Annotated in this window: 26 protein-coding genes; 18 read left to right on the top strand and 8 right to left on the bottom strand. The window is 63.7% G+C overall.

Annotated features, from left to right (window positions below; translation table 11 throughout):
• Positions 1 to 11 precede the first annotated feature (11 nt).
• The 4 genes from pgsA to AC1RRE_RS07830 all read left to right on the top strand — a co-directional run bounded on the left by pgsA (position 12) and on the right by AC1RRE_RS07830 (position 1,998).
• Complete coding sequence (gene pgsA, locus AC1RRE_RS07845) at positions 12 to 593, top strand: CDP-diacylglycerol--glycerol-3-phosphate 3-phosphatidyltransferase (RefSeq protein ID WP_492980563.1); 582 nt, start codon at positions 12 to 14, stop codon at positions 591 to 593.
• The gene (gene moaD / locus AC1RRE_RS07840; RefSeq protein WP_492980562.1) at positions 593 to 844 is read left to right on the top strand and encodes a molybdopterin converting factor subunit 1; all 252 of its coding nucleotides are present in this window, start codon (positions 593 to 595) and stop codon (positions 842 to 844) included. The genes pgsA and moaD overlap by 1 nt, the downstream gene beginning before the upstream one ends.
• Before the next feature lie 4 nt (positions 845 to 848).
• Positions 849 to 1,301: a molybdenum cofactor biosynthesis protein MoaE gene (locus AC1RRE_RS07835; RefSeq protein WP_492980561.1), complete on the top strand. Its 453-nt coding sequence runs from the start codon at positions 849 to 851 to the stop codon at positions 1,299 to 1,301.
• 130 nt (positions 1,302 to 1,431) lie between these two features.
• Entirely contained in the window at positions 1,432 to 1,998 is a 567-nt protein-coding gene (locus AC1RRE_RS07830; protein ID WP_492980560.1) for a PAS domain-containing protein, read from the top strand.
• Positions 1,999 to 2,074: 76 nt separating this feature from the next.
• Here AC1RRE_RS07830 and AC1RRE_RS07825 read toward each other — a convergent pair whose 3' ends face one another.
• Positions 2,075 to 2,959: a branched-chain amino acid aminotransferase gene (locus AC1RRE_RS07825; protein ID WP_492980559.1), complete on the bottom strand. Its 885-nt coding sequence runs from the start codon at positions 2,957 to 2,959 to the stop codon at positions 2,075 to 2,077.
• Between the two features lie 175 nt (positions 2,960 to 3,134).
• Here AC1RRE_RS07825 and AC1RRE_RS07820 point away from each other — a divergent pair, with 175 nt between their 5' ends.
• The 3 genes from AC1RRE_RS07820 to AC1RRE_RS07810 are packed head-to-tail and all read left to right on the top strand — an operon-like array spanning position 3,135 to position 5,651.
• On the top strand, positions 3,135 to 3,629 hold the full coding sequence (locus AC1RRE_RS07820) for a MarR family winged helix-turn-helix transcriptional regulator (RefSeq protein WP_492980558.1): 495 nt from the start codon (positions 3,135 to 3,137) through the stop codon (positions 3,627 to 3,629).
• 2 nt (positions 3,630 to 3,631) lie between these two features.
• Positions 3,632 to 4,321, top strand: coding sequence for a response regulator (locus AC1RRE_RS07815; RefSeq protein WP_492980557.1), 690 nt, complete (start codon positions 3,632 to 3,634; stop codon positions 4,319 to 4,321).
• A gap of 16 nt (positions 4,322 to 4,337) precedes the next feature.
• Positions 4,338 to 5,651 carry an ATP-binding protein gene (locus AC1RRE_RS07810; protein ID WP_492980555.1) on the top strand — a complete coding sequence of 438 codons (1,314 nt, stop codon included), beginning with the start codon at positions 4,338 to 4,340 and terminating at the stop codon, positions 5,649 to 5,651.
• 46 nt (positions 5,652 to 5,697) lie between these two features.
• Here the strand turns inward: AC1RRE_RS07810 and AC1RRE_RS07805 are convergent, their stop codons facing one another.
• The 7 genes from AC1RRE_RS07805 to AC1RRE_RS07775 all read right to left on the bottom strand — a co-directional run bounded on the left by AC1RRE_RS07805 (position 5,698) and on the right by AC1RRE_RS07775 (position 9,803).
• On the bottom strand, positions 5,698 to 6,132 hold the full coding sequence (locus AC1RRE_RS07805; protein WP_492980554.1) for a DUF2914 domain-containing protein: 435 nt from the start codon (positions 6,130 to 6,132) through the stop codon (positions 5,698 to 5,700).
• A gap of 44 nt (positions 6,133 to 6,176) precedes the next feature.
• Positions 6,177 to 6,518 carry a tRNA-binding protein gene (locus AC1RRE_RS07800; RefSeq protein WP_492980553.1) on the bottom strand — a complete coding sequence of 114 codons (342 nt, stop codon included), beginning with the start codon at positions 6,516 to 6,518 and terminating at the stop codon, positions 6,177 to 6,179.
• A 74-nt stretch (positions 6,519 to 6,592) separates the two neighbouring features.
• The gene (locus AC1RRE_RS07795) at positions 6,593 to 7,009 is read right to left on the bottom strand and encodes a phasin family protein (RefSeq protein WP_492980552.1); all 417 of its coding nucleotides are present in this window, start codon (positions 7,007 to 7,009) and stop codon (positions 6,593 to 6,595) included.
• A gap of 115 nt (positions 7,010 to 7,124) precedes the next feature.
• Entirely contained in the window at positions 7,125 to 7,808 is a 684-nt protein-coding gene (locus tag AC1RRE_RS07790) for a TetR family transcriptional regulator (RefSeq protein ID WP_492980551.1), read from the bottom strand.
• 64 nt (positions 7,809 to 7,872) lie between these two features.
• On the bottom strand, positions 7,873 to 8,679 hold the full coding sequence (gene proC, locus AC1RRE_RS07785; RefSeq protein ID WP_492980550.1) for a pyrroline-5-carboxylate reductase: 807 nt from the start codon (positions 8,677 to 8,679) through the stop codon (positions 7,873 to 7,875).
• Between the two features lie 75 nt (positions 8,680 to 8,754).
• Positions 8,755 to 9,258, bottom strand: coding sequence for a type III secretion system chaperone family protein (locus tag AC1RRE_RS07780; RefSeq protein WP_492980549.1), 504 nt, complete (start codon positions 9,256 to 9,258; stop codon positions 8,755 to 8,757).
• 278 nt (positions 9,259 to 9,536) lie between these two features.
• Entirely contained in the window at positions 9,537 to 9,803 is a 267-nt protein-coding gene (locus AC1RRE_RS07775) for an accessory factor UbiK family protein (RefSeq protein WP_492980548.1), read from the bottom strand.
• A gap of 194 nt (positions 9,804 to 9,997) precedes the next feature.
• On the opposite strand from AC1RRE_RS07775, the gene lysS reads away from it, so the two are divergent.
• The 11 genes from lysS to AC1RRE_RS07720 all read left to right on the top strand — a co-directional run bounded on the left by lysS (position 9,998) and on the right by AC1RRE_RS07720 (position 19,703).
• Positions 9,998 to 11,521: a lysine--tRNA ligase gene (gene lysS, locus AC1RRE_RS07770; RefSeq protein ID WP_492980547.1), complete on the top strand. Its 1,524-nt coding sequence runs from the start codon at positions 9,998 to 10,000 to the stop codon at positions 11,519 to 11,521.
• Complete coding sequence (lgt, locus tag AC1RRE_RS07765) at positions 11,521 to 12,324, top strand: prolipoprotein diacylglyceryl transferase (protein WP_492980546.1); 804 nt, start codon at positions 11,521 to 11,523, stop codon at positions 12,322 to 12,324. Before lysS ends, lgt begins: the two co-directional genes overlap by 1 nt.
• A complete protein-coding gene (locus AC1RRE_RS07760; RefSeq protein ID WP_492980545.1) occupies positions 12,321 to 13,409 on the top strand; it encodes a class I SAM-dependent methyltransferase in 1,089 nt (362 codons plus the stop codon). Before lgt ends, AC1RRE_RS07760 begins: the two co-directional genes overlap by 4 nt.
• Positions 13,406 to 14,185 carry a peptidoglycan editing factor PgeF gene (gene pgeF, locus AC1RRE_RS07755; RefSeq protein ID WP_492980544.1) on the top strand — a complete coding sequence of 260 codons (780 nt, stop codon included), beginning with the start codon at positions 13,406 to 13,408 and terminating at the stop codon, positions 14,183 to 14,185. Before AC1RRE_RS07760 ends, pgeF begins: the two co-directional genes overlap by 4 nt.
• Positions 14,186 to 14,310: 125 nt before the next feature.
• On the top strand, positions 14,311 to 15,108 hold the full coding sequence (locus AC1RRE_RS07750) for a hypothetical protein (protein WP_492980543.1): 798 nt from the start codon (positions 14,311 to 14,313) through the stop codon (positions 15,106 to 15,108).
• Between the two features lie 93 nt (positions 15,109 to 15,201).
• Positions 15,202 to 16,134, top strand: coding sequence for a ribose-phosphate pyrophosphokinase (locus AC1RRE_RS07745; RefSeq protein ID WP_492980542.1), 933 nt, complete (start codon positions 15,202 to 15,204; stop codon positions 16,132 to 16,134).
• A gap of 93 nt (positions 16,135 to 16,227) precedes the next feature.
• Positions 16,228 to 16,932, top strand: a complete 705-nt coding sequence (locus AC1RRE_RS07740) for a 50S ribosomal protein L25/general stress protein Ctc (RefSeq protein ID WP_492980541.1) — start codon at positions 16,228 to 16,230, stop codon at positions 16,930 to 16,932.
• 75 nt (positions 16,933 to 17,007) lie between these two features.
• Entirely contained in the window at positions 17,008 to 17,661 is a 654-nt protein-coding gene (pth, locus tag AC1RRE_RS07735; protein ID WP_492980540.1) for an aminoacyl-tRNA hydrolase, read from the top strand.
• 1 nt (position 17,662) lies between these two features.
• Positions 17,663 to 18,763, top strand: a complete 1,101-nt coding sequence (gene ychF / locus AC1RRE_RS07730; protein WP_492980539.1) for a redox-regulated ATPase YchF — start codon at positions 17,663 to 17,665, stop codon at positions 18,761 to 18,763.
• A gap of 8 nt (positions 18,764 to 18,771) precedes the next feature.
• Positions 18,772 to 19,236 (top strand): MaoC family dehydratase, encoded by a 465-nt coding sequence (locus tag AC1RRE_RS07725; RefSeq protein ID WP_492980538.1) that lies wholly within the window; start codon positions 18,772 to 18,774, stop codon positions 19,234 to 19,236.
• A gap of 8 nt (positions 19,237 to 19,244) precedes the next feature.
• Complete coding sequence (locus AC1RRE_RS07720; protein WP_492980537.1) at positions 19,245 to 19,703, top strand: MaoC family dehydratase; 459 nt, start codon at positions 19,245 to 19,247, stop codon at positions 19,701 to 19,703.
• The last annotated feature ends 10 nt before the right edge of the window (positions 19,704 to 19,713 follow it).

Below are 19,713 nucleotides of genomic sequence, written 5' to 3'. Positions count from 1 at the left end.
AATCCGGCGTCATGCTGAACAGCCTGCCCAATATCCTGACCGTCTCGCGCATCCTGGCGATTCCGGCGATCTGCGCGGCCTTTTTCCTGCCCGACGCCTGGAGCGCCTGGGTGCCACTGGCGCTGTTCGCGGCCGCCGGCATTACCGACTGGTTCGATGGGTATCTGGCACGCAAATGGGGCCAGATGTCCGACCTTGGCCGCTTCCTCGATCCGGTCGCCGACAAGCTGCTGGTCGCCGCCGTCATCATGATGCTGATTGCCTTCGACCGTATCGACCGCATCACCTGCGTCGCCGCCGTGGTGATCATGTGCCGCGAGATCACCGTCACCGGCCTACGCGAATTCCTGGCCGAGCTGCGGGTGAAGGTCCCCGTGTCCCGGTTGGCCAAGTGGAAGACCACGGTGCAGTTGATCGCACTCGGCTTCCTCATCGTCGGCGATTACGGACCCGAGATTCTGCATGTGCGCTTCACCGGTGAAGTGGGCCTGTGGATTGCTGCCGTGCTGACGCTCTACACCGGCTGGGATTACCTGCAGACCGGCCTGCGCCACATGGCAGCCGAGCCCGAGAGCCCCAAAGGGTCGGACTGATGCAGATTCTGTACTTCGCCCTGCTGCGCGAGCGGGTTGGCATGGCCGAGGAAACTGTCACACCGCCGGCCAGCGTGAAGACGGTGGGCGACCTGATCACCTGGTTGCGCGGCTGCAGCCCCGGTCATGACGCTGCCCTTGCCAATCCTACGCTGGTGCGCGTCGCCGTTAACCAAGACTATGCTCAACTGGACCAGGCCGTGCAGACCGGCGACGAGATCGCCTTCTTCCCCCCGGTCACCGGAGGCTGACGCCATGACCGTGCGGGTTCAGCGCGAGGATTTCGATACCGCCGCCGAACTGGAGCGCCTCACCGCCGGCCACACGCAGGTCGGCGCCGCCGTGACCTTCACCGGCCTTGTGCGTGAATTCGCCGGCAATGCCGGGCCGCAGCGCATGACGCTGGAGCATTATCCCGGCATGACCGAGCGTCAGCTGGAGGCCGTGGTCAGCGAGGCCGAACGCCGCTGGCCCCTGGATGGCTGCCTGGTGATCCATCGTTATGGTGAACTGACCCCCGGCGACCGGATCGTCCTGGTGGTCACAACCTCCGCGCATCGCCAGGCGGCCTTCGAGGCCAGCGCATTTCTCGTCGACTGGCTGAAGACCAAGGCGCCTTTCTGGAAGCTGGAAGAGACCGGCGGGGACCGCCGCTGGGTCGAGGCCAAGGCCAGCGATGACGAGGCCGCTGCCCGCTGGAGACGCTGACATACGGGCGTACTACTATTGTCGCGCGTAAATTGCAGTTTACTGGGTCGCCTGCCTATGGCATGTCCTAGGCATGGCCGTTGCTCAAGCGCCCACTGTGATCTTCACCGCTCAGATTTTTGCCTGACTCATGTCCTCGTCTGATCCTCATGTGCCGGAGACCGAAGTGATCTCATCGATCACTTCTGACCGGATCAGAAGCAAGTCGCTACGCAATTTGCTGAGCTATTGGGAAGCCAAGGAGGCCTATCTCGGCCGCTTGCCGGCCCGGGCCGACCTGCAGCCCGACGAGATGGTCCCCTTCCTGCCCTTCGTTGCGCTGATCAACGTGCAGCCCAATGGCAATCCGCGCTTCCAGTTCCGTCTTGTCGGCACCGGCATCGTCGGGTCGATGGGACGCGAGACCACCAACCGCTCGGTGGACGAAGGTCTGTTCGGCGCCAATGCGGTGATCGTCGAGGCTTTCTTCAACATTCCGCTGGAGAGTCGCGGCGCGGCCTATGCCGCCGGTAAGTACACGGTCGCCCCCAGCGGCCGGATGCTGGGCTTTGAGACCTTGCTGTTGCCGTTGTCGGGGGATGGCCAGACGATCGACATGCTACTCGGCGGCCTGGTCGGCGAACGCATCCAGCGCGACGAACAGATTTGCGGCTTCCAGTACGACTACTATTGCCCCGTGGTCCAGGCCACGCGCTGAACCGCTGCGACACCCTGAAAATGAAAACGGCCGCGCATCGCTGCGCGGCCGTTGCCTTGTCGGCTTGCAGCAGCGATCAGGCCGCCTTCTTGGCCCGGGTCGCGATGTCGAATTCGCCCAGCAGGGTCTGGCAGATCTTGCCCGGCGTGAACTTGTACTGACCGATCTCGCTCACCGGCGTGACTTCGGCAGCCGTACCGGTCAGGAAGCATTCGTCAAAGCCGGCCATTTCCTCGGGCTGGATCGCACGCTCGATCACCTCGATGCCGCGGCCCTTGGCCATGGCGATCACGGCGCGGCGGGTGATGCCGTCGAGGAAGCAGTCCGGGGTCGGCGTATGCAGCTTGCCGTCCTTGGCGAAGAAGATATTCGCGCCGGTGGCTTCCGCGATCTGACCGCGCCAGTCGAGCATCAGCGCGTCCTGGTAGCCTTCACGCTCGGCCTTGTGCTTGGACAGCGTGCAGATCATGTACAGGCCGGCCGCCTTGGCCTTGGTCGGTGCCGTGTTCGGGGCCGGACGACGCCAGTCGCTGATCTGCAGGCGCAGGCCCTTCATCTTGGCTTCCGGCGAGAAGTAGCTCGGCCATTCCCAGACGGCGATGGCGACGTGAATCTTGTTCTGCTGGGCGGCGACGCCCATCATTTCCGAACCGCGCCAAGCCACCGGACGGACGTAGCAGCTCGGCATCTTGTTGGCGGCAATGGTCTCGCGGGTCGCGCGATCGATCTCTTCCACCGAATAGGGCAGCGTGAAGTCCATCAGCTTGGCCGAGTCGATCAGGCGCTGGCTGTGTTCGGTCAGGTGGAAGACCTCACCGTCATAGGCGCGCTCGCCCTCGAAGACGCAGGAGGCGTAATGCAGGCCATGGCTCAGCACATGCAGCTTGGCGTCCCGGAAGGGAATCAGCTTGCCGTCGAACCAGATAAAGCCATCACGATCATCATACGGGATAAGGGACATGGACTGCTCCTTGGCGAAACCGGTTGGGTATTATTATTACGCTGTTCTGGCCCGGAAGGTAACTATATGAGCAAATTATGTCAACACTGCTGACATAATTTTCCGACAGGCAGGGTATCCTACATCGCTTCAGCCACCTTGTGGCCGGCTATGTCTTTGCCCCATATAGAAGATCATGACCGACCTGAAATCGCTGGCAAACCCATTGTTCCTGCGCGAAGACGAACTTCGCCAGGCCGTCGAACTGCTGTTTTACGCCTATCGCGATTTCACCCGGGGACCGGACGAGATTCTGGAGCGCTACGGCTTCGGCCGCGCCCATCACCGAGCCCTGCATTTCATCAGCGGCAATCCGGGCATCACGGTGGCCGAACTGCTCGCGATCCTCCGCATCACCAAACAGAGCCTGTCGCGCGTGCTGTCGGCCCTGATCGAGGGCGGCTTCGTACGCCAGCAGCAGGGCACGCGGGATCGCCGTCAGCGTCAGCTGTTCCTGACGGATCAGGGCAAGCATCTGGAACGGCAGATCAGCACCGTGCAGCAGGCCAAGGTGGCACAGGCCTATCGGGAAGCCGGGGCCGAAGCTGTTGCCGGCTATCGCAAGGTTCTGGCCGGCCTGATCGACGAAGAGGATCGGCCCGCCATCCTGCGGGCGATCCAGCGGCGCTGATCATGGATATGGCCGAACCGCATATCATGGTCGTCGACGACGACGAGCGCATCCGCACCCTGCTGTCGCGCTACCTGGCCGGCCAGGGTTTCCGGATCACCAGCGCGGAGGACGCCGCCGACGCGGCCAGCAAGCTGACATCGGTCAGCTTCGACCTGTTGATCGTCGACGTGATGATGCCCGGACAAAATGGTTTTGAATTCGTGCGCAGCCTGCGCAGCAAGCAGAACACCGTCCCCGTGATCCTGCTGACCGCACGCGGTGAAGCGGAAGACCGCATTCAGGGCCTGGAAACCGGGGCCGACGATTACCTGCCCAAACCCTTCGAGCCACGTGAGCTGACCCTCCGCATCAACGCCATCCTCAAGCGCGCCGCGCGTCCTGCGCCGGTGGCGGCGGCGCTGCCGATCCGGTTCGGCGATTTCAGCTTCGATTCCGTGCGCGGTGAACTCAAACGCGGCGAGGAAGCTGTGCCGCTGACCACCGGCGAGGCGCAGCTATTACGGGTTCTGGCGCGCGCGCCGGGACAGACTGTGCCACGCGCGGCCCTGGCCGATTCCGACACACCGGGTGAAAGTCGTGCGGTCGACGTCCAGATCACCCGTCTGCGCCGAAAGATCGAGTCCGACCCGCGCAACCCGCGCTTCCTGCAGACGGTCTGGGGCGAAGGATATGTGCTCTGGATCGAATAGGCCGCGGTGACCCTGCATGATGCAGCTTAAATTCCTGCTGCCCCGCAGTCTGTTTGGTCGCTGGCTGGTCCTGCTGGTGGCACCGATCGTGGTGCTGCAAGCGCTGCTGACCTACATCTTCTACGAACGGCACTGGGACAGCGTCACGCGTCGCCTGGGTCTGGCTGTTGCCGGCGAGATCGCCGTCCTCATCGAAACACGCGAGAATCATGCCGATCCGGCCACGCTGACCGAACTGATGCAACGCATGAGTTCCGGCCTGGAACTGAACACCGTCTTCATTCCGGGCGTCGATTTCCCCACCGGCATCCCGGCCCCGCGCCGGTATTCGATTCTTGACCGCATGCTGTTGCAGGCGCTGAGCGAACGCGTCCAGTGGCCCTATCATATCGACACGCAGCGCAACGACCGCACCATTGTCATCTATGTGAAGCTGCCTGACAGCCTGCTGCAGGTCACCCTGCCCGAGAGCCGTGTCTTTTCCACCAGCACCTATGCCTTCGTGATCTGGATGGCAGCGGCATCGGTGGTGCTGCTGGGTATCGCCGTGTTGTTCCTGCGCAACCAGATCAAGCCGATCCGCCGCCTGGCCGAGGCCGCCGATGCCTTCGGCAAAGGCCGCGAGATCACTGAATTCCGGCCGGCCGGCGCCGAGGAAGTGCGGGCGGCCTCGCGTGCCTTCCTGGCGATGCGGGACCGCATCCGGCGGCATATCCGCGAACGCACCGATATGCTGGCCGGCGTCAGCCATGATCTGCGCACCCCGCTGACGCGGATGAAACTGCAGCTTTCGTTGATGCCGACGGACACCGAGATAGACGAACTGAAGCGCGACGTCGATGAAATGGAGAAGATGGTCGGCGCGTATCTCGCCTTTGCGCGCGGACAGAGCGAGCAGCCGGCCGAGCCGACGGATTTGGGCAACCTGATCGCCGAGTTGGCCGATGACGTGCGCCGTCGCGGCCGCGAGTTGCAGATCGACATGCCGCAGGGCCTGACCCTGCCGCTGCGCCGCCTCAGCTTTAAACGCGCCCTGTCCAACCTGGTAGAGAATGCCCTGCGCTTCGGCCGCCAGGTTCGCCTTGGCGTCACCCGCCATCCCAATCGCGTCGAGATCAGTATCGAGGATGATGGTCCGGGCCTGCCCGAGAAGGAACGCCACAAGGTGTTCCGACCCTTCTATCGCCTGGACCAGTCACGCCATGGCAGTGGCAATGTCGGCCTTGGACTGACCATCGCCCGCGATGCCGTTCTGGCACATGGCGGCGAGATCGCCCTGGGCCAGTCTCCGCTCGGCGGTCTGATGGTGACTATCCGGCTGCCGATCTGACGATCGGGTGGCCGGTTGACTGCCGTTCAATTTTTCTTGATCGAGACTATTCCGCCGGCTTTGGCGCCGGCTCGGCGACGCTGAAGCGCCGTTCGGCCTGGGTCCGGCCATTGCTGTCTTTCAGCAGCACCGCCCACTCGCCGGGGAAAATGCGCGCTTGCGACCAGATGCGCCAGTTGCGGCTGACATCGACGCGCGCCTTGGAACGGCCGACTTCCTGGTCATTCCGCATCCAGTAAAACCAGAAGGTCTCCCCGCTGCCGACCTGCGTGCAGTCTAGACGCGCAAAGGCATAACCGCGCTCCGTTGCAGGCGGGTAGTTGCCCTCGACAACTCCCTGCGGCTCCAGATTCAGCACGTTGCGGGTCAGGGCGAACTGACGCACCACGCAATCATGCTCCTGCGCGGCCGCGAGCCGGGGAGAAGCGATGAGCAGGGTGGTGAGTGCGAGAGCGAGAGATAAACTGGTTTTTTTTGTCATTGAGCTGGTCCGTTGGCCGATTGTCGGCTGTGGCCGTGACCGGGTCAATACATCCGCCCGCCATTCGGCACCGCCTGACCGGGGCCGATCAGGACCACCTGCCCGTCAGAATCGGGCAAGCCCAGGACCAGGATCTCGGACATGAAGGAGCCAATCTGGCGCGGCGGAAAATTTACCACGGCCAGCACCTGCCGGCCGATCAGGCTTTCGGGCTGGTAGTGCCGGGTGATCTGTGCGGAGGATTTCTTCACCCCCAAATCACCACCGAAATCGACCCAGACCTTGATCGCCGGCTTGCGCGCCTCAGGGAAGGCTTCCGCGCGCAGGATGGTGCCAACGCGGATATCGACCTTGTGAAAGTCCTCAAAGGCGATAGTGGCAGTCATGTCTGGTCCGGAAATGGAAACGGGCGGGTTTTTGTACCCGCCCGTCATCCATCTGGCAAATTATGCCGCCGCGTTCACTTCTTCGGCTGGGCAAAGGCTTTCTTGAATTCTTCCAAGTTCTCGTTCATGCGCTTGTTGATCAGCTCGAAAGCCTCGGTATTGGTCTTGGACAGCATGTCCGCCAGCTCGCGCAGATTGCCCACGGCCTTCTCCACCGCGGCCTTGGCCGCATTGGCGTCCGGCACCGTCGTCGCGCCGCTTTTCAGCGTGGTGGTGGCATCGGCCACGGCTTCCTGGAAAATCTCGGCCTGGCGCTTCGCCAGCGCCTGATAGCCTTCATAGGCACGCTTGTTGGCGGCGGTCAGCGCCTCGATATTCTTCTGCTGGGTCGCCGCCAGGGCGCTGGGGTCGATGCCCGGCACCTTCATATCGGCAAACATCTTGGTGACGTCGAAGCTGGCGAAAGGATTGGTGAAGTCTGGCTTGGTCATTTATGGGCTCCCGGGCGTTTGTTTGAGGTTGTGACCGCGGCAAAAATATAAGCGCCCCGGCCGGCCGTCAATGCAAATTGCTGCATTGCACAATAACAATTTCAATGCCTTATAGCTATCCCACAGCCTTTTCCCGCATACGCGAGAATGGGCCGCGGGCGGTCAACCACCGCAGTCCCTGCCCCAGCCGCTTGTCGAGATGCGCCATGGTGGACCCCAGATCGGGGCTGTCATCCTTGAGCCAAACCCGCAGCGTGTCGAGGTAAATCCCGCCGAGCAGCTTGCGCCGCATCATGCCGGGAAAACCGCCTGCATCAAGATCGGCAGCCGCCAGGGTCCAGTCGAGGCCCCGCCGCAGGCCACCATTGAGGAACACGGCCAGTGCGACCGGATCGCCCGGTAGTTCGCGCGCCAGCACACGTATGGCGTCCTTGTGCGGCGCCAGCGCATCGAACCGCGCCATCACCGCTTCAAACAGCTTGTCTTTCACGGCATCGGGACCAAGGTCGGCCGACCGTCCACCTGCCTCGTCGACGGCGGCCAGCATGGCTGCATCGACCCGACGAGCGTAGGCGACAAGCAGGTCGCCCTTGGACCCATATCGTTCATAGAGGGCGCTGAGCGACAGGCCGCTGGCTTCGGCAACCCGGCCCAGCGTCACGCCATGCCAGCCATCTGTCGCCACCAAGGTCAGCAACACATCGACCGGATCTTCGATCCGGCCGCCGCTTCCCGTTGCAGCGGAACCTGCCGGCACCGGTTTGCGCTTGGGTTTCGCTGCCTTCCCTGTCTGGGCCATGGCGGCCTCCTTGTCTGGCGATCCCGCCAGTCTGGTGAACGTCGGGACTACCGGCAAGTTCAGATCAGCCGGCCAATTCCTTCGACCGCCGGGTGGCGGCCGCTACAGCACGCTGCATCAGCCCAGCCAGCCCGCCATCAGCGGCCATCAACACATCGAGCGCGGCCTGCGTGGTGCCATTCGGGCTGGTGACGTTCTTGCGGAGCTGCGCCGGCGGTTCACTACTCTGGTTCATCAGCAGGCCGGAACCGTAAACCGTGGCCTTGGCCAGCCGTGCCGCCAGGTCGGCCGGAATCCCCACCGCCTTGCCGGCCTCGGTCATGCATTCGGTCAGCCAGAAGACATAGGCGGGACCGGAGCCGGACACCGCCGTCACCGCATCGATCAGGGCTTCCTCATCAACCCAGCCCACCTCACCCACGGCAGACAGGAGCTGGCCGCAGAAGTCGCGCTGTGCCGCGCTTACAGCGGCATTGGGACAACAGACGGTAATGCCAGCGCCAACAGCCGCCGGCGTATTCGGGATGCTGCGCACGATCGCCGCCTTGCCGCCAAGCAGCTCATTGAGCCGCGCAATGGTTTTGCCGGCCGCGACCGACAGGAAGCAGGCACCCTGCATGGCATGGACAGCATAAGCCGGCGCGACGTCATCCATGACCTGAGGCTTCACGGCAAGGATGATCAGGGCAGGTTTGAAATCGGCGGGAATGGTTGCGGGGGTTTCGACCTTGCGCACACCATTAGGTAAATCCGCGACCGGATTGGGTTCGACGACGACGATGTCGGTTGCCGGGATGCCTTGCCGCACCCAGCCGGCCAGCAGGGCACCGCCCATCTTTCCACACCCGGCCAGAATAATGCCCTTTGTCATCCCATTCTCCCCAGCACGCGAACTCGCGGCAGGGTAACGGGATGTATGGGCCGGGTTAAGGGCTGCGGGGTGTTTTTATGCTTCGCCCACGCATTCAAACATCGCCGCAGCCACCGCGTCTTCCGGTGTGCGGCCGCCCCAGACCAGGAACTGGAAAGCGGGATAGAAGCGCTCGCATTCCGACAGGCCGATTTCCATCAGGTCTTCGATCTGCTCCGATGTGGCGCCCAGGCCGCCGCGCAACAGCAACGCCTGACGGAACACCACCATGCCCTCTTCGATCCAGTAGTCGAAATGACCGATCAGCGCCTTCTCGTTCACGTAGGCGAGCAGCGAATGCAGGTCGCGACGGCGGTTGGCCGGCACCTTCATGTCGAAGGCGCAGGTGAAGCTGAGCGCACCAAGCTCCTCGCGCCAGGAGAACCACATCTGATGTTCGCAGTAGCGGCCGGAGACTCCGACGGTCAGTTCGTCCTGCCCCTGGCGGTCGAACGGCCATTCATGCTCGCCCACGATCTGCTCGACCAGGTCGAGCGGATTGAGGCGGCTGGAGGTTTCGGTTTCGATCAGAGTCCGCATGCGCTAGCGCTCCCCCTGTGCGGTGGGCCGGTTCTCGGCAGTAAGCTCGGAATGGCTCATCGGGATTGAATGGCGGCTGAGAGTGGAAGTGATGGGATTTTGGGCCCATCCGGAGACGGCTTCAGCCTGCGCCGAGTATGCCCCCATACCCTCGGCTGACCATAGATGTTGGTGTTGCGACGCGAAACACACCATAGATTTAGAATATGCGGGGCATGATGGGGGTGCAACAGCAGATTTACGAAAAATTCATGAAATTCGCCTGATCCGGGCTGGGCTTAGGCCGGATCGCCGAATCCGGTGTTCTGTTTGGATTCCAGCGCGGCGAGGCGCTCGGCCAGGCGGATATTCTCTTCCCGGGCTGCGGCGGCCATGGCCTTCACGGCTTCAAATTCCTCGCGGGTAACCAGTTCCATCTCGGACAGCGCTCGTTCCAGGCGCTGGCGGAAGGCCTGCTCCACCTCGCCTTTCACGCCCTGCAGCGTGCCCAGCGCGCCGGTGGCGATGCGGCTCAGATCGTCGAGCAGGCGATTATCGGTCTGCATGGCGCGACTCCAAGGGTCAGATACCCCTTCCGATATGGCCGCCCGCAGGCTGCACCGCAAGCGCCCAACCTGTGCATTACTTTGTTTTCCACAGCTATTCCGGGCCTCAGACGGAGTCGGCCGAGCAGTTGGAAAGACGGGGGGCGGATGGTAGTTTCGCCGCCCACGCCAAGACCTTTACCGGCAGATCAATCGTGACCGAACAGACCACCACCGAAACCGCCGTTTCCGGCGAGCGCGCCAATCGTGAAGCCAAGCTGCAGCAGCTGCGCCAGCTCGGCCTGGATCCGTATCTGGCGCCGAAATTCCCCAAGTCGCACAAGAACGCGGCCGTGCACGAAGCTTTCGCGCATTTACAGCCCGATGAACGCGCCGAAGATACGGTGGCCGTGGCCGGCCGCGTGATGGCGATCCGCAACAGCGGCATGTTCATCGACCTGGTCGACGACACCGTGAAGCTGCAGGTCTACACCGGCAAAGAAGACGTGCAGGGCCGCTTTGCCCCGATCATGAAGGCGCTCGACCTGGGCGACATCATCGGCGTGCGCGGCAAGGTGCGCCGCACCAAGCGCGGTGAGATCACGGTGGATACCGACGAGATCGTGGTGCTGTCCAAGGCGCTGGAGCCGCCGCCGGAGAAGTGGCACGGCCTGAAGAATGTCGAGCAGCGCTACCGCCATCGCGAATACGACCTGATCGGCAACGAGGAAAGCCGCACCACCCTGCGCACCCGTTTCCGCGTGATCCAGACCGTGCGCCAGTTCCTGAATGGCGAGGGCTTCCTGGAAGTCGAGACCCCGATGCTGCACAGCATCCCCGGCGGCGCCATCGCCAAGCCGTTCGAGACCCATCACAACGCGCTGGATATCCCGCTCTACATGCGCATCGCGCCGGAGCTGCATCTCAAGCGCCTGGTGATCGGCGGCCTGAGCGAGAAGGTGTTCGAGATCAACCGCTGCTTCCGCAACGAAGGCATCTCGCCGCGCCACAATCCGGAATTCACCACCATGGAACTCTATCAGGCCTATGCCGATTATGAGGACATGATGGATATCGCCGAGCGCACCATCGCGCAGGCGGCGATCACCGCCACTGGCAGCACCAAGGTGAAGTTCGGCGAGCACGAGATCGACTTCACACCGCCCTTCCGCCGCGCCACCATGCTTGGCCTGATCGAAGAACACGGCAAGGTGAAGCTGGAAGGCTTGGATAATGCGCAGGCGCGCGATGCGGCCAAGAAGGCCGGCGTCGAGATTGCGCCGAAAGCCAGTTGGGGCAAGGTGGTCGAAGCCTGCTTCGAACATTTCGTCGAACCCAACCTGATCCAGCCGACTCATGTAGTAGCCCTGCCCAAGGCGATCTCGCCGCTGGCCAAGGCCAATCACGCCAATCCGTCGATCGCCGAACGGTTCGAGACCTTCTGCAACACCTGGGAAATCGCCAATGCGTTTTCCGAGCTGGCTGATCCGCAGGAGCAGCGCGCCCGCTTCGAGGACCAGCAGAGCCAGCGCGACGGCGGCGATGACGAAGCGCACCGCATCGACGAGGATTTCCTGAAGGCCCAGTCTGCCGGCATGATGCCGATGGGCGGCCTCGGCCTTGGCATCGACCGCCTGGTCATGCTACTGACCAATTCGCAGACGATCCGTGAAGTGATCGCCTTCCCGACCCTGCGCCCGCGCGCCGAAGGTGTCGCTGGCGAAACCGCGGACGAGTGATGCTGTTCACACTGGCTTTCCCGGTCATCGACCCGGTCGCCGTTGCCATCGGGCCATTCGCCGTCCGCTGGTATGCGCTGGCCTATATCGTCGGCCTGATCGCCGGCTGGCGCATCGCCATGCGTCTAGCCGCAAAGCCAGGCAGCACGGTAACGCCGGAACAGATCGACGGCTTCCTGCTCTGGGCCACGCTCGGCGTCGTGCTCGGTGGCCGTCTCGGTTATGTGCTGTTCTACAATTTCGGCTACTACCTGCAGAATCCGGTCGAGATCTTCGCGGTCTGGCAGGGCGGCATGTCCTTCCATGGCGGCATGCTGGGCGTCATCGTGGGCATGTACCTCTACTGCCGCCTTACGAAGATTCCTTTCCTTGCCTTCACCGACATCATCGCCTGCGTAGCGCCGGTCGGGCTGTTCTTCGGTCGTATCGCCAACTTCATCAACGCCGAGCTCTGGGGCCGCGTGGCACCCGACTTCTCGCTGGCCATGGTCTTCCCGGGCGGCGGCGATCTGCCGCGCCATCCGAGCCAGCTCTATCAGGCCGTGATGGAAGGCCTGGTCCTGTGGTTGCTGATCAATGGCCTGCGCTGGAAGACCGATGCAATGAAGCATCCGGGCGTATTGTCCGGCGTGTTCCTGATCGGCTACGGCATGGCCCGCATCATCGGCGAGTTCTTCCGTGAACCTGACCGGCAGATCGGTTATCTGATCGGCGGCACCACAATGGGACAATGGCTGTCCCTGCCGATGGTGGTGATCGGCCTGGGAATCGTGGCATGGGCGCGGCGGCGGCCAGCGGCGTGAGCGCCGCTCCCCTGGTCGAGATACTGCGCCGCCGCATCGCGGCGGAGGGGCCAATCACGATCGCCGCATGGATGGCTGATTGCCTGTTGCATCCCGAACATGGCTATTACCGCAGCCAGCAGGCCATCGGCCTGCATGGCGACTTCACCACCGCGCCCGAGATCAGCCAGATGTTCGGCGAATTGCTGGGGCTGTGGGCCGCCGATACCTGGCAGGCCATCGGCGCGCCGGCGAAATGCTATCTGGTCGAACTCGGCCCCGGTCGCGGCACCCTGATGCGTGATGCCTTGCGGGCCGCGCAGGCACTGCCGGCGTTCCGCAAGGCGTTGACCCCGGTGCTGGTGGAAGCCTCGGCCCGCATGCGCGAGCAGCAGCGGACGACTCTGGAAGGTGAAACCGCCGTCTGGCACGAACAGATCGCCGCCCTGCCCAAAGACGCGCCGCTGATCGTGCTTGCCAACGAATTCCTCGATGCGCTGCCGGTGCGGCAGTTCCAGCGTGGCGACGATCAGTCATGGCACGAGCGCTGCGTCGGTCTCGATCCCGAAGGCGGCTTCCGCTTCCAGCTCGATCCGCGCGCCCTGCCTTTCGACGACCTGCTGCCTGCCGTCCTCAAGGATGCACCGCCGGGCGTCATTCTGGAATCGAGCCCTCCGGTGCGCGCCGTCGCCGTCGAAGTAGCGGCGCGACTGAAACAGCAGGGCGGCGCGGCACTATTCATCGATTACGGCTATGCCAAGCCTGATTTCGGCGAGACCCTGCAGGCGGTTTATCGTCATGCCTATGCCCATCCACTGGAAAACCCGGGCCTGGCCGATCTGACTGTGCATGTCGATTTCGCGTCTTTCGCGCTGGCCGCCAGCCGGGCCGGTGCAATCGCCCATGGCCCGGTCGGCCAGGGCGAATTCCTCAACCGTCTGGGCATCGCCGCCCGCGCAGCGAAGCTGAAGCAAAGCAATCCGTCGCAGGCCGGCGACCTGGATCGCGCACTGCATCGGTTGACCGCGCCCGAAGCCATGGGCACCCTGTTCAAGGTTCTGGCGCTGACCGCGCCGGAGTCGCCCATACCGGCAGGCTTTGCATGACCGTCGCCCATCTGGATATCGCGCCTGTCACGGCACCGCTGCTGGCCGGCACCCGTCACGGCTTTTTCACGCGGCGCGGCGGCGTCTCGCAGGGTCTTTACGCGTCGCTGAATTGCGGACCCGGCTCATCCGACGATCCTGCCAATGTGGTCGCCAATCGCGGACGCGTCGCCAAAGCGCTGGATGCGCCGCATGGTCTGGCCTCGCTGTATCAGATGCATGGCCGCGAGGTCGTCGTGGTCGGCGAGGATTATGACATGACCGCGCGACCCAAGGCCGATGGTCTGGTCACCACGCGCCGCGGCGTGGCGCTGGGCGTGCTGTCGGCCGATTGCGCGCCCGTGCTGTTCGCCGATGAAGCCGCCGGTGTGATCGGCGCCTGCCATGCCGGCTGGCGCGGCGCACTGGCCGGCATCACCGACGCTACGATCGAGGCAATGGAAAAGCTGGGGGCCGCACGCAGCCGCATCCGCGCCGCCATCGGCCCCTGCATCGGACAAACGTCTTATGAGGTCAGCGATCCCTTCCGCGCCGAATTCGTGGCAGCGGATGCGGGTAACGCCGCGTTTTTCGGCCCCGGCAAACGCCCGGGCCATTGCCAGTTCGATCTGCCGGGCTACCTGCTGCAGCGTCTGCGCCGCGCAGACATCACGGCGGAAAATCTGGGCCTCGATACCTGCGGCGATGCAGCCCGCTTCTTCAGTTATCGCCGCATGACGCTGGCCGGCGAGACCGATTACGGCCGGCAGGTGTCGGCCATCGCGCTGCCGGCATGATCCTGCGATGCCGCATCTGTTTTTCTTTGTTGCCCTTTGCATTCTCGGTCTGATGGTGAGCTGTGTTATCGGTTAAACGCCTTCCTCTGCTGATCGCTCTCGCAAGCCTCGCGGCTTGCCAGCCGTTGCCGCAGCCGTTCCAGACCGACAGCCGCGCCAAGGCGGCCAATACGCTGGTGCGCCCGGTCGGTGAAACCAGCCTGTTCATCGCCTCGGTAGCGGGCCTGCCCGAGGCGCGCGGCAAGGCGGTGGCGGAGGCTCTGGCTGCCGCGCTGGCCGACAAGGATGTCCCGGCCAGCGCGCTGGTGCGCAACCGCCTGTCGTCGACCCTCACCGTGACGATGGATGAGCGCGGCCTGTGGCGCTGGAACGAGCGCCAGCGCGACGGCACCGAACTGGGCGAGCCTGCCCGCCCCCTGGGCGTGGCACCCGAGCGCCTAGACGATCCCGGCGTCAGAAAGCAGGCCGCCCAGGTGATGGCAACGGCGATTGCCAACCGGCTGAACGAGGCCCTGGCCGCTGCGATGCCGGCCGAAACCGGTCCGGCCAAACTGGCGGTGCAGGAATGCACGGGCGCGCCGGGCGACGGTAACCGGGCCTTGCGCCAAGCCATGCGCGAACTCCTGATCCTGGGCGGCCAGCCGCCGGTGACCGAGGGCGCCGACTATGTCATCGGCTGCGAGGTGAAAGTCTGGCAGGACACCGCCAATTCCGAGCGGATCACCATCGAATGGGTGCTGAAAGGCGCCGATGGCAGTCGTCTGGGCGAGGTGAAACAGGCCAATCGCATCCCCCGGGGCCAGCTGGCCCAAGCCTGGGGGAACACCGCCCATATCATCGCCCAGGGCGGCTGGCAGGGCCTGAGCGAGATCATCGAGACCAAGCGCCGCGGAAAACCGCTGGTTCCGCCCTTAAAATCCTGATTTATCTGGATTTTTGCCGGTTTACAGGCTGGTCCTCGGCGGCTATAGTCCGCGCGATTTTCTCCGGATTCCAGCCCCACTCAGAGCGTAGTCATGAAGGTTTTGGCGGGTAACTCCAATCGTCCGCTTGCGGAAGCCATTGCGGCTTATTTGTCGGTTCCGCTCGCCAAGGCAAGCGTGCGTCGATTCTCCGACATGGAGGTCTTCGTCGAGATTCACGAGAACGTCCGCGGTGAGGACGTCTTCGTGATCCAGTCGACCTCGTATCCGGCGAACGACCATCTGATGGAACTGCTGGTCTGCATCGACGCGCTCAAGCGCTCGTCGGCCCGCCGCATCACCGCCGTGCTGCCCTATTTCGGCTATGCCCGCCAGGATCGCAAACCCGGTCCGCGCACCCCGATCTCGGCCAAGCTGGTCGCCAACCTGATTACCGCCGCCGGCGCCAACCGCGTGCTGACGCTGGACCTCCATGCCGGCCAGATCCAGGGCTTCTTCGATATCCCGACCGACAACCTGATGGGCGGTCCGGTCCTGACCGCCGATATCAAGCAGCATCTGCAGGGCGATGACCTGATGGTCGTGTCGCCTGACGTCGGCGGCGTGGTGCGTGCCCGCAATATCGCCAAGCGCCTGGATGCCGACCTGGCCATCGTCGACAAGCGCCGCGAAAAGGCCGGCGTGTCGGAAGTCATGAACATCATCGGCGATGTCGAAGGCCGCCGCTGCATCTTGGTGGACGATATCGTCGACTCCGCCGGCACGCTGTGCAATGCCGCCGATGCGCTGAAGAAGCATGGCGCCAAGTCGGTCTTCGCCTATGTGACCCATGGCGTGCTGTCGGGCGGTGCGGTTGCCCGCGTCACCGCCAGCCAGCTTGAAGGCCTGGTCATCACCGATTCCATTCTGGCCACCGAAGCGGTGCGCTTGGCCCGCAACATCCGCCAGGTCTCGATCGCGCCGCTGATCGGCGAGGCGATGCGACGGATCAGCGAGGAGACTTCGGTCTCGAGCCTGTTCGATTAAGTTTCAGAGTTTCGGCGCGCGGCACCCCTGGAGGCCGGCGTCGGAAACGGACCGGCATGGTGCCGGCGCCGTATCTAAGCAAGGAGCGCAATCATGCGTGACGTAACTACCATCGCCGCCGAGGCGAGGTCGAGGGCCGGCAAGGGGACCGCCCGTGCAACGCGACTGAAGGGTCGTGTGCCGGGGGTCATCTATGGCGAAAAGCAGACCCCCGAACTCATCTCGGTCGAATCCCGTGAACTCCTGAAGGAGCTGCACAAGGGCAGCTTCTTCTCCCGTCTGATCACCATCAATGTTGGTGGCAAGACTGAGCGTGTGCTGGCCCGCGACGTGCAGCTCGACCCGGTCTCCGACCGGCCGATCCATGTCGACTTCCAGCGCATCGGCAAGGACTCGAAGGTCCGCATCTTCATCCCCGTGCATTTCCTCGACCAGGACAAGTCGCCGGGCCTGAAGAAGGGCGGCGTGCTGAATATCGTGCGTCACGAAGTCGAATTCTTCGTGCAGCCCGACAGCATTCCGGAGAGCATCTCGATCAGCCTGGACGGCATGGATATTGGTCATTCGATCCATATCTCGGCCTTCGCGCTGCCGAACGGCATCAAGGCCGTGATTCAGGATCGTGACTTCACCGTCGCGACCATCGCTGCCCCGACCAAGGAAGAAGAAGCCGCGCCGAAGGTCGAAGCTGCTGCTGCCGCTCCGGCGGCGGGCGCTGCTGCCGCTCCGGCGGCGGGCGCCAAGGCTGCTCCGGCGGCGGCTGCCAAGCCGGCAGCCAAACCGGCAGCCAAGAAGTAACCTGCTGCGGGCGGCGCATCGCTGGTGCGCCGCCCGTCACTTCTCCCCCTTCTCACTGCCGGACGCTGAACCGCCATGCTGCTTCTCGTCGGACTGGGCAACCCGGGCAGCGAGCACAAGCGACAGCGCCACAATGTCGGCTTCATGGCCGTCGAGGCCATCGCCGAACGCCACAATTTCCAGCCGTTCAGGAAACGCTTCCAGGGCGAGATCGCCGAAGGCGTGCTGAACGGCACCAAGACCCTGCTGCTGAAGCCGCAGACCTATATGAACCTCTCGGGCAAGTCGGTCGGGGAGGCGGCGCATTTCTACAAGATTCCGCCGCAGCAGATCGTGGTCGCCCATGACGAGCTGGATCTCGCCGCCGGCAAGATTCGCATGAAGGTGGGCGGCGGCCATGCCGGGCATAACGGCCTGCGTTCGATCGACGCGGCCATCGGGGCCGAGTATCGCCGCCTGCGTATCGGCATCGGCCATCCCGGCAAGGATCGCGTGCTGGGGTATGTGCTGCAGAACTTCCATACGGACGAGCAGGTGTGGCTCGATCCGCTGCTGGATGCCATGGCCCGGGAGGCCGGCTATCTGGCGAAGAATGACGACACCGGCTTCATGACCCGGGTGGCCCTGCTGCTGCAGCCGCCCAAGGAAAAGACAGCCAAGCCGGACAAGCCCGAGCTGAAGAAGGCCGGGCCGGACAAGACCAACAAGACAGACTCAAAGGACGCGTAACATGGGTTTCAAGTGCGGGATCGTCGGCCTCCCCAATGTCGGTAAGTCGACGCTGTTCAATGCGCTGACGCAGACCGCGGCGGCTCAGGCAGCCAATTACCCCTTCTGCACCATCGAGCCGAATACCGGCCTGGTCGGCGTGCCGGACGAGCGGCTGGACGTCCTGGCACAGATCGTCTCGTCCCAGAAGATCATCCCGACCCAGCTCACCTTCGTCGATATCGCCGGCCTGGTGCGCGGTGCATCCAAGGGTGAAGGCCTGGGCAATCAGTTCCTCGCCCATATCCGCGAGGTGGATGCGATCTGCCACGTGCTGCGCTGCTTCGAGGATGGCGACATCACCCATGTCGAGGGTCGCGTCGATCCGGTGACTGATGCCGAGACGGTGGAAACCGAACTTATGCTGTCCGATCTGGAAAGCCTGGAGCGCCGCGTCGACCAGACCGCCAAGCGCGCCAAGCAGGGTAATGAAGAAGAGAAAGCCCGCCTCGCCGTGATGGAAAAGGTGCTTGTCGCTCTGCGTGACGGCAAGCCGGCCCGTACCGTGGTGCCGACCGAGGACGAGAAGAGGCTCTACAAGGAGCTGATGCTGATCACCGCCAAGCCGGTGCTCTATGTCTGTAATGTCGAGGAAGCCTCGGCCGCCGAAGGTAATGCCTTTTCGGCCAAGGTGAAGACCAAGGCGGACGCCGAGGGCGCTGCCATGGTGGTGATCTCGGCTGCCATCGAGGCCGAAGTGGCGCAGCTCGACAGCGACGAAGAGAAGACCGCCTTCCTGGCCGATCTGGGCCTGAAGGAAACCGGCCTGACCCGCGTCATCCGCGCCGGCTACGGCCTGCTCGAGCTGCTGACCTTCTTTACCGTCGGTCCGAAGGAAGCCCGCGCCTGGACCGTGCGCAAGGGCGCCAAGGCCCCCGAATCCGCCGGCGTCATCCATACGGATTTCGAGAAGGGCTTCATTCGCGCCGAGACGATTGCATACAATGATTATGTGGCCGGCAAGGGCGAGGCCGGTGCCCGCGACGCCGGGAAATTGCGGCTGGAAGGCAAGGAATACATCGTGCAGGATGGCGATGTCCTGCATTTCCGGTTCAACACATAAGAGCTGCAATGAAGTATCTGGAAGACTTCATCGTCGGGCAGAAGGTTACCTACCCGCCCCGTACGGTGAGCGAAGACGAGATCATCGCTTTCGCGCGGGCCTATGACCCGCAGCCTTTCCATCTCGACAAGGAGGCCGCCAGACAGTCGCTGTTCGGGGGGCTTTGCGCCTCTGGCTGGCACACCGCCGGCCTCATGATGCGCATGCTGGTCGACAACATGATCGGCCAATACGCCAGTATGGGATCACCCGGCGTCGACCAGCTCCGCTGGGTCAAGCCGGTCTTTCCCGGCGACACGCTGCAGCTCAGCGGCGAGGTTCTGGACGTGAAGCCCTCGCAGTCCAAGCCCGACCGCGGCGTCATTACCTCGCGCTACGAGATGCGCAATCAGAAAGACGAAGTGGTGCTCACCATGCAGGCCAAGGGCATGTATGCCCGCCGCCCGACCGCGTCCCGAACATCGGGGAGCTGAGGCTGGCCATGCAGTATTTCGAGGACATCACCATCGGCGCGGTGCGCGATCTGGGCAGCCACACCTTCACCGAATCCGCCATCATCGAATTCGCCCGCCAGTTCGATCCCCAGCCCTTTCATATCGACCCTGCGGCGGCAAAGGCTTCGGCCTTTGGCGGCATCATCGCCTCGGGCTGGCATACCGCCGCCACGGTGATGCGCCTGATCGTGGATAGCGCCGACGAAGTGGAGGCGAGCCTGGGATCGCCGGGCTTCGACGATCTCGCCTGGCTCAAGCCCGTACGGCCCGGCGACACCATCCGCGCCCGCATGACCTGTACCGAGAAGACGCCGTCGCGCAGCCGGCCGGATATCGGCTCGGGCCGCTTCCTGATCGAAGCCTTCAACCAGCAGGACGAACTGGTGATGCGCTATACCAGCATTGCCATCTTCCGCTTCCGCAACCCTCCCGCCAAGACCGCGTAAGGATCCAGAT

Source organism: Ferrovibrio sp. GW821-FHT12D07 (genome assembly GCF_058807275.1).
The sequence above is the reverse complement of the archived record's forward strand: the minus strand, read 5'-3'. Positions and strand labels throughout refer to the sequence as shown.

Bases quoted from the DNA above. Each gene is read 5' to 3' on its own strand.
- AC1RRE_RS07810 (WP_492980555.1), top strand. From the start codon at position 4,338: ATGATGCAGCTTAAATTCCTGCTGCCCCGCAGTCTGTTTGGTCGCTGG.
- AC1RRE_RS07780 (WP_492980549.1), bottom strand. From the start codon at position 9,258: ATGCGGACTCTGATCGAAACCGAAACCTCCAGCCGCCTCAATCCGCTC.
- proC (WP_492980550.1), bottom strand. From the start codon at position 8,679: ATGACAAAGGGCATTATTCTGGCCGGGTGTGGAAAGATGGGCGGTGCC.
- AC1RRE_RS07835 (WP_492980561.1), top strand. From the start codon at position 849: ATGACCGTGCGGGTTCAGCGCGAGGATTTCGATACCGCCGCCGAACTG.
- ychF (WP_492980539.1), top strand. From the start codon at position 17,663: ATGGGTTTCAAGTGCGGGATCGTCGGCCTCCCCAATGTCGGTAAGTCG.
- AC1RRE_RS07815 (WP_492980557.1), top strand. From the start codon at position 3,632: ATGGATATGGCCGAACCGCATATCATGGTCGTCGACGACGACGAGCGC.
- AC1RRE_RS07775 (WP_492980548.1), bottom strand. From the start codon at position 9,803: ATGCAGACCGATAATCGCCTGCTCGACGATCTGAGCCGCATCGCCACC.
- AC1RRE_RS07725 (WP_492980538.1), top strand. From the start codon at position 18,772: ATGAAGTATCTGGAAGACTTCATCGTCGGGCAGAAGGTTACCTACCCG.
- pth (WP_492980540.1), top strand. From the start codon at position 17,008: ATGCTGCTTCTCGTCGGACTGGGCAACCCGGGCAGCGAGCACAAGCGA.
- pgeF (WP_492980544.1), top strand. From the start codon at position 13,406: ATGACCGTCGCCCATCTGGATATCGCGCCTGTCACGGCACCGCTGCTG.
- AC1RRE_RS07720 (WP_492980537.1), top strand. From the start codon at position 19,245: ATGCAGTATTTCGAGGACATCACCATCGGCGCGGTGCGCGATCTGGGC.
- AC1RRE_RS07790 (WP_492980551.1), bottom strand. From the start codon at position 7,808: ATGGCCCAGACAGGGAAGGCAGCGAAACCCAAGCGCAAACCGGTGCCG.
- AC1RRE_RS07805 (WP_492980554.1), bottom strand. From the start codon at position 6,132: ATGACAAAAAAAACCAGTTTATCTCTCGCTCTCGCACTCACCACCCTG.
- AC1RRE_RS07825 (WP_492980559.1), bottom strand. From the start codon at position 2,959: ATGTCCCTTATCCCGTATGATGATCGTGATGGCTTTATCTGGTTCGAC.
- AC1RRE_RS07800 (WP_492980553.1), bottom strand. From the start codon at position 6,518: ATGACTGCCACTATCGCCTTTGAGGACTTTCACAAGGTCGATATCCGC.
- moaD (WP_492980562.1), top strand. From the start codon at position 593: ATGCAGATTCTGTACTTCGCCCTGCTGCGCGAGCGGGTTGGCATGGCC.
- AC1RRE_RS07820 (WP_492980558.1), top strand. From the start codon at position 3,135: ATGACCGACCTGAAATCGCTGGCAAACCCATTGTTCCTGCGCGAAGAC.
- AC1RRE_RS07745 (WP_492980542.1), top strand. From the start codon at position 15,202: ATGAAGGTTTTGGCGGGTAACTCCAATCGTCCGCTTGCGGAAGCCATT.
- AC1RRE_RS07740 (WP_492980541.1), top strand. From the start codon at position 16,228: ATGCGTGACGTAACTACCATCGCCGCCGAGGCGAGGTCGAGGGCCGGC.
- pgsA (WP_492980563.1), top strand. From the start codon at position 12: ATGCTGAACAGCCTGCCCAATATCCTGACCGTCTCGCGCATCCTGGCG.
- AC1RRE_RS07795 (WP_492980552.1), bottom strand. From the start codon at position 7,009: ATGACCAAGCCAGACTTCACCAATCCTTTCGCCAGCTTCGACGTCACC.
- lgt (WP_492980546.1), top strand. From the start codon at position 11,521: ATGCTGTTCACACTGGCTTTCCCGGTCATCGACCCGGTCGCCGTTGCC.
- AC1RRE_RS07830 (WP_492980560.1), top strand. From the start codon at position 1,432: ATGTCCTCGTCTGATCCTCATGTGCCGGAGACCGAAGTGATCTCATCG.